This is a genomic window from Halomonas alkaliantarctica (genome assembly GCF_029854215.1).
Classification (GTDB): domain Bacteria; phylum Pseudomonadota; class Gammaproteobacteria; order Pseudomonadales; family Halomonadaceae; genus Vreelandella; species Vreelandella alkaliantarctica_A.
The window spans coordinates 1-19,104 of sequence record NZ_CP122961.1; the positions used below are offsets into that span (position 1 = coordinate 1).

At 52.7% G+C, this 19,104-nt stretch carries 14 protein-coding genes; 7 read left to right on the top strand and 7 right to left on the bottom strand.

Annotated elements, in window-relative coordinates:
- The 4 genes from dnaA (at position 1) to gyrB (ending at position 6,343) form a co-directional block, all read left to right on the top strand.
- A complete protein-coding gene (dnaA, locus tag QEN58_RS00005; protein ID WP_280105227.1) occupies positions 1-1,467 on the top strand; it encodes a chromosomal replication initiator protein DnaA in 1,467 nt (488 codons plus the stop codon).
- Between the two features lie 60 nt (positions 1,468-1,527).
- On the top strand, positions 1,528-2,631 hold the full coding sequence (gene dnaN, locus QEN58_RS00010) for a DNA polymerase III subunit beta (protein WP_280105228.1): 1,104 nt from the start codon (positions 1,528-1,530) through the stop codon (positions 2,629-2,631).
- A gap of 132 nt (positions 2,632-2,763) precedes the next feature.
- Entirely contained in the window at positions 2,764-3,867 is a 1,104-nt protein-coding gene (recF, locus tag QEN58_RS00015; protein ID WP_280105229.1) for a DNA replication/repair protein RecF, read from the top strand.
- Between the two features lie 55 nt (positions 3,868-3,922).
- On the top strand, positions 3,923-6,343 hold the full coding sequence (gene gyrB, locus QEN58_RS00020) for a DNA topoisomerase (ATP-hydrolyzing) subunit B (RefSeq protein WP_280105230.1): 2,421 nt from the start codon (positions 3,923-3,925) through the stop codon (positions 6,341-6,343).
- Between the two features lie 200 nt (positions 6,344-6,543).
- Here the strand turns inward: gyrB and gmhB are convergent, their stop codons facing one another.
- The 3 genes from gmhB to glyQ all read right to left on the bottom strand — a co-directional run bounded on the left by gmhB (position 6,544) and on the right by glyQ (position 10,296).
- Entirely contained in the window at positions 6,544-7,095 is a 552-nt protein-coding gene (gmhB, locus tag QEN58_RS00025; RefSeq protein ID WP_280105231.1) for a D-glycero-beta-D-manno-heptose 1,7-bisphosphate 7-phosphatase, read from the bottom strand.
- Between the two features lie 163 nt (positions 7,096-7,258).
- On the bottom strand, positions 7,259-9,325 hold the full coding sequence (gene glyS, locus QEN58_RS00030) for a glycine--tRNA ligase subunit beta (protein ID WP_280105232.1): 2,067 nt from the start codon (positions 9,323-9,325) through the stop codon (positions 7,259-7,261).
- On the bottom strand, positions 9,325-10,296 hold the full coding sequence (glyQ, locus tag QEN58_RS00035) for a glycine--tRNA ligase subunit alpha (protein WP_280105233.1): 972 nt from the start codon (positions 10,294-10,296) through the stop codon (positions 9,325-9,327). The genes glyS and glyQ overlap by 1 nt, the downstream gene beginning before the upstream one ends.
- A 109-nt stretch (positions 10,297-10,405) precedes the next feature.
- Between glyQ and rfaD the strand changes: the two genes are divergently transcribed.
- Together rfaD and waaF are read left to right on the top strand one after the other, a co-directional pair.
- Positions 10,406-11,362 (top strand): ADP-glyceromanno-heptose 6-epimerase, encoded by a 957-nt coding sequence (gene rfaD / locus QEN58_RS00040; RefSeq protein ID WP_280105234.1) that lies wholly within the window; start codon positions 10,406-10,408, stop codon positions 11,360-11,362.
- Positions 11,355-12,398, top strand: coding sequence for a lipopolysaccharide heptosyltransferase II (gene waaF / locus QEN58_RS00045; RefSeq protein ID WP_280105235.1), 1,044 nt, complete (start codon positions 11,355-11,357; stop codon positions 12,396-12,398). Before rfaD ends, waaF begins: the two co-directional genes overlap by 8 nt.
- Here waaF and QEN58_RS00050 read toward each other — a convergent pair.
- The 4 genes from QEN58_RS00050 to QEN58_RS00065 all read right to left on the bottom strand — a co-directional run bounded on the left by QEN58_RS00050 (position 12,388) and on the right by QEN58_RS00065 (position 18,208).
- Positions 12,388-14,055 (bottom strand): sulfatase-like hydrolase/transferase, encoded by a 1,668-nt coding sequence (locus QEN58_RS00050; protein ID WP_280105236.1) that lies wholly within the window; start codon positions 14,053-14,055, stop codon positions 12,388-12,390. The genes waaF and QEN58_RS00050 overlap by 11 nt on opposite strands.
- A 185-nt stretch (positions 14,056-14,240) precedes the next feature.
- Positions 14,241-16,151, bottom strand: a complete 1,911-nt coding sequence (locus QEN58_RS00055; protein WP_280105237.1) for an acyltransferase family protein — start codon at positions 16,149-16,151, stop codon at positions 14,241-14,243.
- A 36-nt stretch (positions 16,152-16,187) separates the two neighbouring features.
- Complete coding sequence (locus QEN58_RS00060) at positions 16,188-17,153, bottom strand: glycosyl transferase family 90 (protein WP_280105238.1); 966 nt, start codon at positions 17,151-17,153, stop codon at positions 16,188-16,190.
- A complete protein-coding gene (locus tag QEN58_RS00065) occupies positions 17,150-18,208 on the bottom strand; it encodes a glycosyltransferase family 4 protein (protein ID WP_280105239.1) in 1,059 nt (352 codons plus the stop codon). Before QEN58_RS00065 ends, QEN58_RS00060 begins: the two co-directional genes overlap by 4 nt.
- Positions 18,209-18,285: 77 nt before the next feature.
- Here QEN58_RS00065 and QEN58_RS00070 point away from each other — a divergent pair, with 77 nt between their 5' ends.
- Positions 18,286-19,035 (top strand): glycosyltransferase family 2 protein, encoded by a 750-nt coding sequence (locus QEN58_RS00070; RefSeq protein WP_280105240.1) that lies wholly within the window; start codon positions 18,286-18,288, stop codon positions 19,033-19,035.
- Positions 19,036-19,104: the final 69 nt, after the last annotated feature.

Sequence of the window (19,104 nt, forward strand, 5' to 3'; positions counted from 1 at the left end):
GTGTCACTGACGCTTTGGCAACAGTGCCTGGACAACCTGCAGGATGAGCTGAATTCCCAACAGTTCAATACCTGGATACGCCCGCTGCAGGCAGAGGAAGGAGAGTCCAACGAGCTGCGCTTATTAGCGCCGAATCGCTTTGTGCGCGATTGGGTGAGCGATAAGTATGCCAAGCGGATTAGTGAGCTGATGCGTGAGCTCGCACCGGCTAAACCGCCAAAGGTAAGCCTGACGGTGGGAAGTCGCAGCTTGGCAACCCAGGCCCCTCAGCATCGCGATTTAGGCAATCCCGTATCCGCTTCTCCATCGCGACCAGCATCGCCTGCGGTTCATACGCTGCCACGCGGCGATATTGCCGATGAGCGTGAAATCGATAAGCTGCGCGATGAAGCACCAAGTCGACGTAATAATGAGCGTCAGGTGCAGGTAGAAGGCAGCCTGAAACATGGTAGCGGGCTTAATCCGAATTTTACTTTCGATACGTTTGTAGAAGGCAAATCGAACCAATTGGCTCGTGCTGCCTCTCGTCAGGTGTCTGAAAACCCAGGCGGCGCTTATAACCCCTTATTTTTATACGGCGGCGTGGGCTTGGGTAAAACCCACTTAATGCATGCGGTGGGAAACGCATTGGCAACTCGGCGTGAAAACGCTCGAGTGGTGTACCTGCACTCCGAGCGGTTTGTTGCCGATATGGTCAAAGCGTTACAGCTTAATGCGATTAATGATTTTAAGCGTTTTTACCGCAGCGTTGATGCGTTACTGATTGATGATATTCAATTTTTTGCTGGCAAAGAGCGGTCTCAAGAAGAGTTTTTTCATACTTTCAATGCGTTATTAGAAGGCGGTCAGCAAATGATCCTCACCTCTGATCGCTATCCTAAAGAGATCAGTGGAGTAGAGGAGCGCCTTAAATCACGCTTTGGTTGGGGGCTTACGGTCGCGATAGAGCCGCCGGAGCTTGAAACCCGCGTGGCCATCTTGATGAAAAAGGCTGACCAAGCTAAGGTCGATTTGCCTCACGATGCGGCTTTCTTTATTGCGCAAAAAATTCGTTCCAACGTGCGCGAATTGGAAGGTGCGCTGAAAAAAGTCATTGCTGATTCGCATTTCATGGGTAAAACGATTACCCAGGACTTTATTCGTGAGTCGCTGAAAGACCTGTTAGCGCTTCAGGATAAGCAGGTGGGGGTAGATAATATTCAGCGTACGGTCGCCGAATATTACAAGATTAAGGTGGCGGATCTGCTTTCGAAGCGCCGTTCACGCTCAGTTGCTCGCCCTCGTCAGGTGGCCATGGCGCTTGCTAAGGAGCTCACCAATCACAGTTTACCTGAGATTGGCGATGCCTTTGGTGGGCGCGACCATACAACGGTGCTGCACGCTTGCCGAAAAGTGAAATCATTGCAGGAAGAAAGCGCGGATATTCGTGAGGATTACAAGAATTTACTGCGCCTGTTGACCAGTTAATCATCCCATGGGACGGGCCTGTTACGCGCAGGCCTTTCAGGATATAGAACCGGAGTATTGATGAAATTTTCGATTTCCCGAGAGGCGCTGCTACGTCCGCTGACTCTGGTCGCTGGTGTTGTTGAGCGCCGCCAAACGCTGCCAGTACTTTCTAATGTGCTGATTCAGGTAGAGGGTGACCAGGTATCGCTCACCGGCACTGACTTAGAAGTCGAGCTCGTGGGTCGCACCGTGGCCAGCCAAGTCGATCAGGCGGGTTCCGCGACAGTGCCCGCGCGTAAGCTGATGGATATTTGTAAATCATTGCCCGATCAGTCTGACATTCAGCTGTCCGTTGAAGAGGGTCGTGCGGTACTGCGTAGCGGTCGTTCACGTTTTACGCTGTCGACGCTGCCCGTCGCTGAATTCCCCAATATCGAAGATGCGGACGGCAGTCAGGAGATTAGTGTACCCCGCGGTACCCTTAAGCACCTGATTGAGGCGACCTCGTTTGCCATGGCGCAGCAGGATGTGCGTTATTACCTGAATGGTATGCTGCTGGAAATCCAGAGCAATTTGCTGCGCACCGTCGCTACTGACGGTCACCGTTTGGCGATGTGCTCGCGCCCAATCGACGTGACTGTTAGCCAATCTCAAAAGCTGATTGTGCCGCGTAAAGGGATTTTAGAGCTGTCGCGCCTGCTAGATGATAGCGATGAGCCTGTCAGCTTAACGCTTGGCTCCAGCCATGTACGTGCCCACACAGGGGATTTTACCTTCACCTCCAAGTTAATTGACGGTAAATTTCCTGACTATGAGCGTGTAGTGCCTCGCAATGGCGACAAAGTACTGATTGCCGAACGTGCTGAGTTGCGCCAAGTGCTTTCGCGTACTGCCATCCTCTCTAATGAGAAGTACCGTGGTGTGCGCCTCTATCTTGAGGAGAACAACCTTAAAGTAATGGCCAACAACCCCGAGCAGGAAGAAGCGGAGGAGAATATCGCCGTTGAATATAATGGTGGGGCAATGGAAGTTGGTTTTAACGTAGGCTATTTGGTTGATGTGTTGACGGTGCTTAATGAGGACCGTGTGCAGATTACTCTGGCTGATCCCAATAGTAGTGCACTGCTTGAAGAGCCCGGTGGCGGTGATGCTCTCTATGTTGTTATGCCGATGCGCCTGTAAACCGTCTTTGTTTTGGGGCATAGCAACCTATAAGCAGACAACGTTAGCGGCGCTTCTGATTGCAGAAGCGCCGCTAGCTCGTTTTGGGCAATACTCCCGTTTTCAAAGGATATTTTAAGTGGTGATAATAGGATGAGCCTGACACTGCTTAATTTCCACGCCTTGCGCAATCTCCAGCCGATTGAGCTGGCGCCCTCTTCGCGCATCAATGTTATCAGCGGTGCTAATGGCAGTGGAAAAACCAGTTTGTTGGAAGGTGTGCATATTCTAGGCATGGGACGCTCTTTTCGTACGCGCCAGTTAAAGCACGCAATTCAAACAGACGAGCCATATATGACACTGTACGGCCGTTTAAGCGGGGAACCGGAGGTTACCCTTGGTGTGCGCCGCTTAAGAGCTCAGCGGGAGCTTGAGCTTCGTTTAAAGGGTGATAAGAACGCTCGCTTGGCGGAACTGGTAGAGGCAATGCCGCTTCAATTAATCAACCCAGATGCTTTCCGATTGCTTGAAGGTTCTCCCTCCGGTCGTCGAGAATTTCTCGACTGGGGTGTGTTTCACGTGGAACATGACTTTTTAACAATCTGGAAGCGCACCCGGCGTGCGTTGAAACATCGGAATGCACTGCTCAGGCGTGGTAGAATACAACCTCAAGAAATGGCGGTATGGGAGCACGAGTTAGCCATTTCGGGTGAACAGATGGATACGTTGCGTCGGGCTTGGTTCAGTGATTTTCTGCCAGTCTTTGAAGAGACACTTAAGGTGTTGCTTCCATTGCCGGGCATGTCGATCCACTACGCCAGGGGTTGGGATAAAGATCGATCCCTCGCTGATGTGTTATACGATAGTCGGCCAACTGATCAGCAGATGGGGTTTACTCAGCAAGGTCCGCAGCGCGCAGATTTGCGTATCAGAATAAACAAACAGCCTGCTGTAGAAGTGCTTTCCAGAGGCCAGCAAAAGTTAGTGGTGAGTGCATTAAAACTTGCCCAAGGGCGGTTTCTGGAAAGAACAGCACAGCGGCACTGTATTTATCTTATTGATGATTTACCCGCAGAGCTTGACGAGCAAAACCGTTACCAGTTTTGTGGGCTACTCGAAGATATGCAGTGCCAAGCATTTATTACCAGTGTCGAACCTTCTGCATTAAAGAATGCCTGGCGCACTGATACCCCTGTGAGTATGTTTCACGTGAAACATAGCAAAGAGGGGTTCAGTGGTTTAGAGAGACTCAGCTAGCGCAGGAAGGGAAGGGACGATACAGGATGAGACAGACTTCACAACGGAGTGGTCAATGAGCGAGCAGGCTTACGATTCATCAAGCATCAAGGTGCTCAAGGGACTGGACGCGGTGCGTAAGCGGCCAGGTATGTATATTGGTGACACCGACGACGGTACTGGGCTCCACCACATGGTCTTCGAGTTGGTGGATAACTCCATTGACGAAGCGTTGGCTGGGCATTGTAGTGAAATTCGTGTTGTCATCCACCCGGATGAGTCGGTCACCGTGAGTGATAACGGCCGCGGCGTACCCACCGAACTCCACGAAGGGGAAGGGGTTTCCGCCGCTGAAGTTATCATGACGGTTCTGCACGCAGGCGGTAAATTCGATGATAACTCCTACAAAGTTTCCGGTGGGTTGCACGGCGTAGGCGTCTCCGTTGTTAACGCGCTTTCCGCTGAACTGCGCTTAACCATTTGGCGTCAAGGTGAAGTGTTTGAACAAATGTACCGCCATGGCGTTCCTCAAGCGCCGTTGGGTGTTGTGGGCAAAACCGAAAAAAGCGGCACCCGAGTTCACTTCCGCCCATCGCCAGAAACCTTTGGCAATATCGAGTTCCATTTTGATATTTTAGCCAAACGTCTTCGCGAACTCTCCTTTTTGAACTCTGGTGTGGCTATCCGCTTATTGGATGAGCGCAGCGGTAAAGAGGAGCTGTTTCACTACGAAGGCGGTTTGAGAGCCTTTGTTGATCACCTCAATACCAATAAGAGTGTGATTAATCCGGTATTCCACTTTAACGCTATCCGTGATGATGGCGTTGAAGTAGAGGTGGCCATGCAGTGGAGCGAAGCCTTCACTGAAAACATTTTCTGCTATACCAATAATATTCCACAGCGAGATGGCGGCGCACACTTGGCGGGTTTCCGGGCAGGTCTTACCCGTACGCTCAATAACTATATTGAAGCAGAAAACTTGCTTAAGAAGGCCAAGGTCAACACGACCGGTGATGATGCCCGTGAAGGCTTGACCGCGATCATTTCAGTGAAAGTTCCGGATCCCAAGTTTTCGTCCCAAACGAAAGATAAGCTAGTTTCAAGTGAAGTGAAAACAGCGGTTGAGCAGGAAATGAGTCGCCTCTTTTCCGAGTATCTTGTTGAAAAACCTAATGAAGCCAAGGCTATCGTCAATAAGATGCTGGATGCAGCGCGTGCCCGTGAAGCGGCCCGCAAAGCGCGTGATATGACTCGCCGCAAAGGCGCGTTGGATATTGCCGGTTTACCTGGCAAGTTGGCGGATTGCCAGGAAAAAGACCCCAGTCAGTCAGAGCTTTACTTGGTGGAGGGTGACTCGGCGGGCGGCAGTGCCAAACAGGGCCGCGACCGCCGTACTCAGGCTATTTTGCCGCTCAAAGGTAAAATCCTGAACGTCGAAAAAGCGCGTTTTGATAAAATGCTTTCCTCTGCAGAAGTGGGCACGCTAATCACCGCGCTGGGCTGTGGTATTGGTCGCGAAGAGTTTAACCCTGATAAGTTGCGTTACCACTCGGTTATTATCATGACCGATGCCGATGTCGACGGGTCGCACATTCGTACGTTGCTGTTGACGTTCTTCTTCCGCCAAATGCCGGAATTGATTGAACGTGGTCATATCTTCATCGCTCAGCCGCCACTTTACAAAATCAAGCGCGGCAAGCAAGAGCTCTATCTAAAAGATGAGCAGGCGATGGTGGATTACTTAACCACGACGGCTCTAGACGGCGCAGGCCTGCATGTTAATGCCAATGCACCGGGTATTTCGGGTTCACAGCTTGAAACACTGGTAAATCAGTACCGCAACGTGATGAAGCGGATTGATCGTTTGTCGCGAGTTTATCCTAATGAAGTGCTTAAGCAGATCGTTCACGCTTCGGCATTGAAAGGTGAAGAGAGCCTGAAAGATCGCCTCACAATGGAGAACTGGATAGCCGAGTTGCAGAAGGTTATGGACGATATGGTCGCCTATGAAGGCGGTCCGCGTTATCACTTCCATCTTCAAGAAGATTCAGAGCGTGGGCTTTTCTTACCTACCGTATCGCTGGTTGCACATGGTGTGACGACTGATTATAGATGGGGTCTCGACTTCTTTGAAAGCGCCGATTACCGTGGTATCGCCGAGCTGGGCGAAACCCTAAATGGCTTCCTGGAAGAGGGCGCCTTTATTGCCCGTGGCGAGCGTCAGAAGCCTGTATCGCACTTCTCGGAAGTGCTGGCGTGGCTTATGCAAGAAGGCCAGCGCGGGCTTTCCGTGCAGCGCTATAAGGGCTTGGGGGAAATGAACCCGGATCAGCTTTGGGATACCACCATGGATCCCGATAGCCGCCGCATGCTGCGGGTAACGATCGAAGATGCTGTAGGCGCCGATATGATGTTCAATACCCTGATGGGTGACGACGTCGAACCCCGTCGCGACTTTATCGAAACCAATGCGCTGGTGGCGAATTTAGACGTATAAGATGGATTACGCTCGTTAAGATGTTTCACGTGAAACACTACGTTAACGGGCTACCCATCGACATGATTTAATGCCGCCATGACAAGCGCCGCTATGAATTACATAGCGGCGCTTTTTTGGTATGAATAAGCTGGGGCAGAAAGATGAGGTGAAGGGCGTTCAGTCAATGTAGAGCGATCAAGTTATTTGCACGGTGCTGTTTAGCTATCAATTAGCCACTCAACAAATTGCGCTAAATCATCGAAGACCTTGGTTTTTTTAAGACCAACGCCTTTTTGCTCCGTCTTAACCCCTTTTCCTGTTCTGACTAGTGCTGTTTTACAGCCTACTGCTTCGCCCGCCTGTAGATCTCGCAGGCTATCACCGACTATCCAGCTCCCCGTTAAGCTTTCGAGCCCGAGAAGTTGTTGAATGTTCAGCAGCATTCCTGGTAATGGTTTACGACATGAGCACTTATCATCCGGCCCATGGGGGCAGTAAGCGATATGTGTGATATGACCACCTTGCGCTTCGACTAACGTCATTAAGTGATCATGCATCGCATGAAGCGTTGTTTCATCATAATAGCCACGGGCAATGCCCGATTGATTCGTTGCGACGGCAACGGTGAAACCCGCGCGCGTGAGTCGGGCAATGGCTGTGATGGAAGAGGGGTAGGGCACCCACTCGTCGAGAGATTTGATGTAGTTATCAGAGTCATGATTGATGACGCCGTCTCGATCCAGTATGACAAGGTTATTGGCACTTAGCATAGTGATCCTATTGGTTCGGTTGCTGGCGATGCTTTCTACTCACGAGGTTAATGGATATTTTACCCCGATCTAGCAAAGGTGTTTCACGTGAAACACATACACGCGTCGAACAAAAAAAGCCCAACCTTTTAGGGTTGGGCTTGGGTTGCGAACAATGAGTCGACTACTGTGGGAGCAGCGAGATATCGGCGACTTCTAAAAACAACGCCTGAAGGTTAGCAAGAAGTGCTAAACGATTACGCTGGATTGCTGGATCGTCCGCCATCACCATTACTTGATCAAAGAAGGCATCCACTGGAACGCGAAGTGTGGCAAGTATATCGAGTGCCTGCTGGTAGTCACCTGCAGCAAATAGTGGTGCCACCTGTGCTTGGCAACCTGTTACCGCATCAAACAGAGCCCGCTCGGCATCTTCCTGCAGCATGCTTTGATCGACCGGTGTGCTGCCGTCATGCTCCTGCTTGCTTAGAATATTTGAAACACGCTTGTTAGCCGCCGCCAACGCTGCGGCTTCATCCCGCTGGGCAAAGGCCTTCACCGCGCGCAGGCGACGGGCGAAGTCGAGTGGGTTAGTGACGGGGCGTGCACGCACAGCAAGGTACATTTCAGCGCTGACGCCTTCTTCCTGGCCCCAGGCGCGGAAGCGATCAAGCATGTACGTGAGCACGTCCTCAACCAGGCCATCAGCCTTGGGCAGACCCTGGTGCTGCTCTGAGGCAACCGCCAGCAGCTCGCGCAGGTCAATATCAAGTTCGCCTTTGACCAGAATGTTAAGTACGCCAATCGAAGCACGACGTAGCGCGAAAGGATCTTTTGCACCCGTAGGGCGTTGACCAATCCCGAAGATGCCTACCAGGGTATCCAGACGATCCGCCAAGGCTAGTGCTTTGCCTGTGGCACTTTGAGGAATCGTATCGGTAGCAAAGCGCGGCAGGTACTGCTCTTCAAGGGCTTGGGCAACCTCCGCGGGTTCGCCATCCTGCTGCGCATAGTAGCGTCCCATAATGCCCTGAAGTTCAGGGAATTCGAGAACCATTTCCGTCACAAGGTCACACTTGGCAAGCGCTACGGCGCGCTGAGCGTGAGCCACGTCGCCATTAATACGCTCGGCAATAAACGTCGCAATAGCCGAGCTACGGCGAGCTTTATCCGCGAGGGTGCCTAGCTGCTGCTGGAATACCACGCTCTCTAACTGGGGAATCCGCGAGGCAAGCGTGCGCTTGCGGTCGGTGTCGTAGAAAAATGCTGCGTCGGCTAAGCGCGGGCGAATAACTTTCTCGTTACCGGCAATGACTTGGTCGGGGTCAGCGCTGTCGATATTGGCAATGGTGATAAACAGCGGCTTTAGCTTGCCAGCGTCATCCAGCAGGTGGAAATATTTCTGGTTAGCCTTCATTGAGGAGATCAAGCACTCGGCGGGCACTTCCAGAAAGCGCTCATCAAAGCTGCCGGTAAGTGCGACCGGCCATTCCACCAAGCCGCTCACTTCTACCAGAAGCTCTTCGTCGATAACGGCATTGGCCTCCTGCACTTCGGCTTCTGCTAATACCTGTTCACGGATGCGCTCGCGCCGCTGTTCTCGATCCACCAGTACATAGGCATTTTCCAACGTAGCCACATACTCATCGGCGTGTGCCAGCTGAATAGCATCAGGAGCGTGGAAGCGGTGACCGTAGGTCGTACAGCTAGCCTCTAGGCCAAGCGCCTCAGCGGCCACTACGTCGCTACCGTAAATGGCGACCAGCCAATGAACGGGGCGGGAAAACTCAACGCGTGAAGCACCCCAACGCATATTTTTAGGCACGGGGAGGGTACTGATTGATTTGCGGATAATCTCGGGCAGCAGCGCTTGAATAGGTTCTCCCTGCTGCTGTTCACGAAAGCCTAGCCAAGTCCCTTTATCGGTTTCTAAATGAATCAGCTCGTCGACATTTACCCCGCAAGAGCGGGCAAAGCCTTCCGCGGCTTTAGTGGCAACGCCATCCTTAAAGGCCGCCGCGAGCGCTGGACCACGGCGCTCAACGTCACGATCAGGCTGTTTATCGGCCAGTTCATGCACCTGTACCGCTAAACGCCGTGGCGTCGCAAAAGCGGTAACGCTGGCAAAGGGAACATCGGCTTCTTGCAGGCCTTTCTCTATTCCCGCGGCGAACGCATCGGAAAGAGCGTCCAGAGCCGTGGGTGGCAGCTCTTCTGCACCGAGTTCTAGTAAAAGCGTATTAACAGCCATTAGTCGTCTCCCTGATCGGCGAGTAGCTCTTGTAACAGTTCTCGGCGAAGTATTTCTGGCGCCATGGGGAAACCTTCGGCCTTACGCGACTCTAAGTAAGCGGTGGCGACATCCCGGGCCATAGTGCGAACACGTAGGATAAAACGCTGACGCTCGGTGACCGAGATGGCATGACGGGCATCCAACAGGTTGAACGTGTGTGATGCCTTCAGGACTTGTTCATAGGCTGGCAGCGGTAGGTTGGCGGCGAGCAACTTGCCAGACTCTTTTTCCTGGTGATCAAAGTTAGCAAATAGCTGGTCAACATCGGCATGTTCAAAATTGTAGGCGGATTGCTCGCGCTCGTTTTGCAGGTAGACATCGCCATAAGTCACTTTACTACCATCGGGGGCAATGGCCCATACGAGGTCATAAACACTGTCGACGTCCTGCAGGTACATGGCGATACGCTCAAGCCCGTAAGTCAGTTCGCCGGTGACCGGGTAACATTCGATGCCACCTGCCTGCTGGAAGTAGGTAAACTGGGTAACTTCCATGCCGTTTAACCAGATTTCCCAGCCAAGGCCCCAGGCGCCAAGAGTAGGGGATTCCCAGTTATCTTCGACAAAGCGCACATCGTGAACCAGCGGATCAAGGCCCAGGCGTTTGAGTGAGCCCAGGTAGAGATCCTGCAGGTTGCTTGGCGATGGCTTCATCACTACCTGGAACTGGTAGTAGTGCTGAAGGCGGTTAGGGTTCTCGCCATAGCGGCCGTCAGTAGGGCGGCGGGAAGGCTGTACATAGGCAGCATTCCAGGTTTCGGGACCAATCGCCCGCAGGAAGGTAGCGGGGTGGAAGGTGCCCGCGCCGACTTCCATATCGAGCGGCTGAAGGATGACGCAACCCTGTTCTGCCCAGTACTGCTGCAGAGCAAGGATCAAGCCTTGAAAGGTCGACACATCAGGTGTCGATTGGTTTGTCGAGACACTCATCGCGGAAAGCACCGTTGGCCATGAATTCATAAGGCGTCAAGTATACAATCCTAGGCAGATGGGTTATAGGCACGTATGCCAACAAGCCGCTTTAGGTAAGGAGAACAGTATGATTGTGGTAACAGGCGGTGCCGGTTTTATCGGGGCCAACATAGTTAAGGCATTGAACGCCCGCGGTCGAAATGACGTGATGGTGGTTGACGATCTTCGGGACGGTACCAAATTCGTCAATTTAGCGGACTGCACGCTGGGGGATTACCTCGATAAAGACGATTTCCTCGCCAGAGTAAAAGCTGCCCTGCGCGGTGATAGCGCCGACCTACCTAAGATCGATGCTATTTTCCATGAAGGCGCCTGCTCGGATACTACAGAGTGGGATGGTCACTACATGATGGAGAATAACTTTGAGTACTCCAAAGTGCTGCTTAATTACTGCGAGCAGCAGAGTATCCCCTTCTTATACGCCTCGTCAGCCGCCACCTATGGCGGCAGCGAGGTGTTTAAAGAGGTGCCCGAGTGCGAAAAGCCGCTTAACGTATACGGCTATTCAAAGCTGCTGTTTGATCAGCACGTGCGTTCACGCTGGAGCAAGCTAACCACTCAAGTAGTGGGCTTTCGTTATTTTAATGTCTACGGCCCCCGTGAACAGCACAAGGGCAAAATGGCTAGTGTGGCCTATCACAACCATCTGCAAATTCGTAATGGCGAAACGCTCAAGCTGTTTGGCGGCTATGACGGCTACGAGGCAGGTATGCAGAGCCGGGACTTTGTTTATGTCGGCGATGTGGTTGATGTGAATCTCTGGTTTTTGGATCATCCTGATCAATCCGGCATCTTCAATCTTGGCACCGGTCGGGCTGAGCCTTTTAAAGCCATTGGCGAGGCAGTTATCGACTTTTACGGTAAAGGGGAGATCGACTACATAGCCTTCCCCGAAGAACTGAAAGGACGCTATCAGAGCTATACCCGTGCCGATATTGGCCAGTTACGCGAGAGCGGCTGTGATATTGAGTTCAAAACCGTTGCTCAAGGGGTTAAGGCCTACTTGGAGTGGTTAAATGGCTAACTCAAATCAGCGCTTGCTGGTGATTGGCCCCTCGTGGGTGGGCGATATGGTCATGGCTCAAAGCCTGTTTATGACCTTAAAAGCCCGTCAGCCAGGTGCGACGATAGGCGTGGTTGCCCCCGCGTGGTCACAGCCTATTTTAGAGCGGATGCCTGAAGTGGATGAAGTGCTGCCGCTGGCAGTCAGTCACGGTGAATTTGGCTTGGCCAGCCGCCGTGAACTCGCCAGCCGCCTGCGTGGACGTTTTGATCGTGCCATTGTACTACCACGCTCGTGGAAAGCAGCGCTGGTTCCTTTTATGGCACGTATTCCCGAGCGTATCGGTTTTTTAGGCGAACATCGCTATGGGCTTCTTAAAGAGCGCCGCAAACTTGACAAACAGGTGCTCGATCAAACGGTAAAGCGCTTTGTATCATTGGGTCTACCGCTTGAAGAAGCGGTCAGCGGTGATTTTGCGGTGCCCAAGCCACGCCTCCAGATAGACCGCGATAATCTGGTCAATTTACGCCTGACGCACTCGCTTTCATCGCGTTCGGCGATTGGCATGATGCCTGGCGCTGAGTATGGCCCTGCCAAGCAGTGGCCGGTTAGTTATTTTCATGCATTAGCCAAACGACTGGTGGATGAGGGCTTTGAGGTACGCGTAATCGGTGGGGCAAAGGATCATCCGGCGGGAGAGGAGATTGCTCAGGGGCTTTCCCATGCCCATAATCTGTGCGGTAAAACGCAGCTGGCCGATGCGGTTGATCTGCTGGCGGATTGTCGCCAAGTAGTCACTAATGATTCGGGATTAATGCATGTGGCCGCGGCGGTAGGTGTACGTATTCATGCACTATACGGCTCCTCATCGCCCGCCTACACACCGCCCTTGACCGATAACGCAGTCATTCATTACCTAGCGCTCTCCTGCTCTCCCTGCTTTCAGCGCACCTGCCCGTTAGGGCACACCAATTGCCTTAATCAGCTCAGCGTTGAGCAAGTCTATCAACAGATTCACGCGGCTCATCAGTGGGAGAACGTGATCGTTAATGGGTGAGCTCAACTTCGTCTGCCACGTCAGCAGGCGTCTCTAGGGTTTGCTTTTGATAGGTTTCTTGAGAAGGCTCATCGGGATCATTGCGCCGCTGAGGGGAGATGCCCTCCCAAAGGCGGTGCTGAAGCGCCGTCTCTTCTCTTAAACGCTCATTAAGCACTTCGATGCCGTGGGCCTCTACCAGCGTACGATTACTGCTGAAAAGCGAAGTGCCTAATCCAGCGCGGTCGCGCTCCAAATGAAAGCCCAGCGCATCAAGTATAGTGGGAAAAACGTCCAGCATGGTAGCGTCCCGACGAATGCGCTGGGGCTCAATACTGTTACCTAGCATAATCAGCGTGTTGTCGCGATCTAATGCCGTCAGTTGATCCCACACAGAAACGCGCATCGTCAAATGGTCGCTGAGAATGACCACCAAGGTATTATCGAGAAGGCCCTCGGAGTCCAAACGTTCAACTAAATCTCGGGCAAGCCAAGTAGCGCACTCGACTGAGTAAAGAATATCCTGACCGTCAAATTCACCTTGCCTTTCCACGCACGCCTGAGAGGGGTAACCATTGGGCGCATGGCCTGCCAAATTCAGGCTAACCACACCCCAGGGGCCGTTATCTTGCTTATCCAAACGCCTTACCTCATCGGCAGTGATGTCATAAAGCGTATCGTCGTAAAGCCCCCAGCTGTTTACATACTCTGGATCTTCTAGAAGGGGCTCTAAATCTTCACGTCCTTTCACCGTGCTGAATTGATGCCCGCGGTAGAACAAACCTTTTCCCGCAAATTGTGTGCTGGCGCCACCTAGATAGCTCAGCTGGTAGCCCTGCCCGGCCAGTATGTCGCCAAGACAATCGACCCCAGGCACAACTTTGGAAAGCGGATCGAACTGGCTGTCGTGAAGTAGACCGGCGGGCATTAATGGCACGCCGCACTGACTGGCAATCATGCCCGCCATCGTCCAGCCCGTATTATCCATCTGACGCACGCCCTCGAAGACGGCACCCCGTTCCCCTAATGCGTTTAGGCTGGCGTAGGCATCCCCAAATATTTCATTGGAGTAGGTGCGTTCAATGCTTTCCAAATAAAGAATGAGTAAGTTAGGGGCGTCCCCAAGTTCTTCGGTGGGGGGTGGCTTGTAGCGTCGATCCAGCCAGGCACCGTCATCGGTAACAATGGCCGCGCTGCGTTGCCCTATGCCATAAAGTAGCGGGTTGCTAGCCAATAACAAAATAGCGAAAAAGCGCTCGGCTAACCGCCAGCGCTGATCATGGCGTGATAACCACGTCACGGCTGCAAGTACGCCTATCATTATCAGCGTATAGAGCACCGCCACTAGCATCTTTCCTGCGCCACCATGCTCGGCAATACCGGCTTGGAGGTGAAAAAACACCGCTCCCAGATCGACAATGCCAAAGCTGTCAGCCAAGTAAACGTAGACACCCCAAAGACTTAAAGGTAACAGCGACCAGGGCCACATTTTACGATAACGGGCGTTGGCAGGCCGGCCCCAGCGTAGCTTTAATCCCACACCAATCCATACTGCGGCTACGAAAAATAGCGTCCACCAAGGCAGGCGGGTCATTACCGTGGCAGTGTAACCCAGGCAAAGACCGAGGATCGTTAGGGGTAACCACGTAGAGGGGGGGGGGCGTGTGAACGTGGGCATGACTCTCCAATAGGTTGTTAATGGTGACCACCCTGTTCGGCTAGCAATGATCAAAAGTTTATCATGGGACGCAAAAAAGCCGAACAATGCGTGCCGTCATGCCGACCAGTACTTAAAAGAACCCGACCGGTGCGCCAATGCCAGCAAAATAGCGCTGACGGGTATTACCCCGTCGGGCGTAGTTTTCATGGCTTAGGCGTGTTGATGGCAGTAGCAATTAACTCCGCGACTTTTCGCGCGCCCTCCAGGGAAAGGTGATCGTCATCAAAATAAAATGCTTTGCCGTTTTGCCCGGCGAAGCAGGTTTCGATACCACATAGTACTGACTCAGGGCGAATCACTACTACGCCTTCTGCCGGGGAGAAGTGTCGTTTGAAATACGCCGTCCGCCGCTCCCACCAGTCAAGATTGACACCCTTTATAACCTCCGGCGAGCCACCCAACCGATACACTTCCTGATCGATGAAAAAAGGCAGTTCCGGTGCCTGTGCTACGTAAATCACCTGTTTTCCGGCCTGTACAAGCACGTCAAGCATGGCCTCCAGGCTTCGTAGGCTTTCGTGCCTTTCCTCGGCGGTAGTGCTGTTAGGTAGGGCGGGGTAAGAATCCCTGTGATCGCCCCATAGTGCGGCATGGATGCGGTAGATGACCACTACTTGACGGATAGTGTCATGGCGAGCGAGATAGTCGACGGTTTTGCGCGTCCACGTTGCGCAAGGGGTATCGGCGTTCGACAGATAGGCCGGAGCACAGCCACTGAAGGAAAAGTGTTGAACACCGGTAGTTGCGTCAAGGGATTGCGCCACAGCATATGCCAGCTCCACAGCATGGCTGTCACCTAAAACAGCGACGCTGCCGTTGAGCTGGTTATATTGGCATGCTTGTTCAGGGGGGATGACATAGGAATTATTGGAGTGGCACTCCTTACGATATGAACTTTTTCGAGCTGTGGCTAAGTAATCTTGTTGCATGGGTGTCAGGTTCAGCCGTGCAGGGAGGCCATTGGTAGCATCGCCGTACATGCCTGTAGTGATAAACCCAAATGATGCCACAGCAGAGGCGATAAAAATGGCCTTGCGTGAGCCCATTGACCCCCGCTTGCGAAACGGTGCTTCCACGTATTTCCAACTGAACTGGGCGAGTACCAGCGACAGTAAAGAAAGCCCGGCCATTAATGGCCACTCCGGTGAGGAGGCGCTTTTAATGCGGGCAAAAGCAAGCAAGGGCTGGTGCCATAGGTAAGCGCTGAAGCTGATCAGGCCGACGCCCACCAGCACTTTTTGAGAAAGCAGGCGTGCGGTGAACGTGCTGGCTGAGCCGTAGATGACGATCAGCGCCGTACCAATAACCGGTACCAACGTATATAGCGAGGGAAACGGAACGTTTTCGTCGAAAAATAAGATGCTATACAGAATGAGCCCCAGACCAATAAGCGAGAGCGTAGTGCTGGGCTTAAGAGCACGCCTTGCCAGCAACAGCGCGCACAGCGCGCCAGCACCCAGTTCCCAAGCTCGGGTTGGCAGTAGGTAAAAGTTGGCAGACGGAGCATTTCGCCAGCCCCACTCGGCAGCGAGTAAGCTAAGAGCGGTAAGCGCGATGACTGAATAAAACACCGGCCGGCGGCCAAAGCGCCACAGAAAGAGCAGGAGGACAGGGAAGATGATGTAGAACTGCTCTTCGACGCCCAGGCTCCAGGTATGCAGCAAGGGGTTTTCTTCAGCGGCCGGAGCGAAATAGCCGGACTGCTTCCAGAACAGCAGGTTCGATGAAAACAAGCTGATGGCCGTGAGCGCCTTGGAAAAATCCTGGAACTGGGTGGGTACCATCCATATCCAGGCGAAAGGCAAACAGCACAGCATGACAAAAAACAGCGCGGGGAGAATACGTCGGGCCCGCCGTTCGTAGAAGCTCACAATAGAGAACGTGCCCTTGTCTAACTCATCGACAAGAATGGACGTAATTAGATAACCACTAATAACAAAAAATACGTCAACCCCGACGTAGCCGCCAGAAAACCATGAAAAACCGGCGTGAAATAGAATTACGGGGAGCACGGCCACTGCTCTTAGCCCGTCAATTTCCTGTCTATATTGCATGAAGTGCGTTGCTCTTTTATATGTAACCGGCAGGGGTTAGTGGGTCTGGTGGGTGCGTATCAGATAATGCTCAAATACCCGCAGCGCAATCAGCTTTTCCCGAAAGGGGTGATAAAAGTCGGCAATATAGCGGTTGGCGTTTTGGATAATAGTCTGAGCCTCTTCGGGGCGGGATAGGTAGTAATCGATCTTTTCGTGTAAATCGGAAAAGTCGTCGCTGACCTCCACGTAGTGGTAGCCGGGAATCAGCGTGCCTTCCATGAGCCAAGTTTCATAAATAGGGCGCTTCATGAAACACAGGGAGTTGGAAGCCAAGATCCATTTCAGATTGGTGGCAACATCGTTGCCTTCAATACTGAAGATAAACTTGTGTTCTAACTGTTGCTCGATGGACATAAACGGTTTTCGATATGCCGCCGTTGTCGCATGGTTATCGGTTGCACCGACATCGCAGCGATCCAAGTCATGGCACTGATCCAGAAAGCTACGCCGGTGGGGCTGGTGAGCCGCTCCCCGCCATACCAGCATGTCCTTTTTCGCATTGTAGCGGTGAGTGTCTGTTACCTTGTAAAAGTGGCGCACGCTATTGAGCTTGAGCAGTATGGAGTTGCGGTTGTCGCCGTAAATGGGCCGACTTTTGACGAAGGTGGGAACGTCTGGCACGAAGGTCTTGTCGCCAAAGCGGTAATGGTATGCCGCACTTTTGGGGAAGTACTTTGCTACATGATAGAAATCCAGATGGTAGGTGGATTTTCGCGAGCTGAGAGTAAAGTCTCGGTTGCTGATGGCACTACTGGAAAGAGCGACCGAACCATCAAGCTTGTTGTAATACGTTACCCGCGCCATGAGCGCCTCCTGCTCGACTGCAGGCAGGGTATCGAATGCCGCCAGAATTGTCTCACGCTGATTCCGGAAAAGACTTCTCGGTGGCAAGGCGCCAAGCAGACCCGTGGTATAAAATATTAACTTGTGCAAACGATAAGCATTTTTTCCACTCATCATGAACGAGAGTCCTGGACAGTGCTGGGTGAGGCAAGAGGAGAATAAAGCGCCATGTATGCACTGGCCATGGCCTCCGGCGAATAACAAGTCAGGCGCTGAGAGGCGTTTTCTGCAAGTGTCTTACGTAATGTTTTGTCGCGAAGTCTGACCAAATTCTGAGCCAATGCTTCGCCGTCACCGGGCGGAAACAGTAGCCCTGTTTCACCATGTTGGACAATATCCGGAATGCCGCCAGCCTGACTCGCTACCACGGGCACCTTGGCATGCATGGCGTCTAGCAGTACTGAACCTAGCCCTTCGTTGCGTGAAGGAAAGGCAAACACGTCCAGTGCCGGTAGATATTGGCCTATATCGGGCTGGAAGCCGGCCCAAATGACATTGTCCAACGCCATGCTTTCCTGCTTTAACGTGGCTTCATCTTCACCTCGACCGAAAAACACGAAAAGCATATCCGGCTGTGAGTTCCGCAGACGACGGGCGGCATCAAGGAGTACACGCTGTCCCTTGTGTCGGTCTACTAGTGCGCCAGCGTGCCCAACTATAAAGCGCCCAGGATAGCGTGCACGGAAAGCTTGTGCTACGTCGGGGTTTGGTATTAGTGGAGTAAATGCGCTGGGAATCTTCACCACCGAGTGCGAGCTTAGCGGTTGTATGTTATCAGCGATAACTTGGGAGAGTGCCACACAGCGGTATGCATCTCGGTAGAAGGCCCGGTTGCTGAGCTTGCGTTTGACCGGCGTATCCACACGCCGGGTAATCAGGTAAGGGGTGCGAAAAAGCTGACGATGCAGCCAGGCCCAGTGTACCGACTTGGCATCGTGGGCGTGAACCAGCGTGGCGCGCCCAGCTTTGTAGTGACCTGCTAGCTGGTGGCGAGCGCTCACAAAAGTTACCCCCGGGGTTTCGGCCAACTCTGCGCGAAGGGGGGAATCGGGCCGACACACCAGCACTTGGGATGCCATACCGACCTTGTTGGCCAGCGCCTGGATCAGCAGCACCGTTTGCCGCTCGCCACCGCGAAACCCACGGGCCAGATTGACATGGATGATGTGCAAGATCGTCTCACCGAAAGTTTGTGGGATTAAAGGCCGCTATAGTAGCATCTGAGTTCTATCCTGACAGGGCATTCAAAATGTTGGCTGAGTTAAGTGCCGTAATTATCACACGCAATGCGGCGGAGACTCTTGCGCGTACTTTGGATTCGCTCGAAGCCGTGGGGGAAGTGGTAGTTTATGATAACGGCTCCACCGATGAGACTCTTGATATCGCTCGGCGTTACGCTAACGTCTCTCTCCACCAAGGTGAGTTTCTGGGCTTCGGCTCGACCAAAAAACATGCAGTGCTACTTGCCCGCAACGACTGGATTTTGTCGCTTGATGCCGACGAGGCGCCTACTTTTCAATTACTAGAATCGTTGGCCGACTGGTTGCCAGAGGCGGATGTCGAGCAAGTAGTAGAGGTGTATCGGGAAAACCAACTACTGGGCAAACCCGTATACCATTCGGGTTGGGGTAACGACTGGCTTATACGCGTGTTTCATCGCGGTCTACACAACTTTAACGACGCCGTGGTACACGAGTCGGTAGTAGTTAATCGAACTACCCAAACTGTACGCCTAGACGGTTGCGTTGAGCATTTAGCAATCACTGAGCTTGGCCAGTTTCTGGATAAAATTAATCGCTACTCCACTCTACGTGCTGAATCAGACAAACTCCGGGTTTATCCTGTAGCGTTTATTTTCTTGAAAGCGATGTTTGCTTTTTGGCGTGCGTATCTACTGCAGCGCGGTTTTCTTGACGGCTGGCGCGGGTTAATCATCGCTGTGGCTAATGCCAATGGCGTTTTCTGGAAATACATGAAACGCCGCGTCCGAGATTTGTGAACGCGTCTTAGCCAGAGTGGGCGTGGTGTATTCTGGAGCACAACAGCTTGAGCATACCCATAATCATTT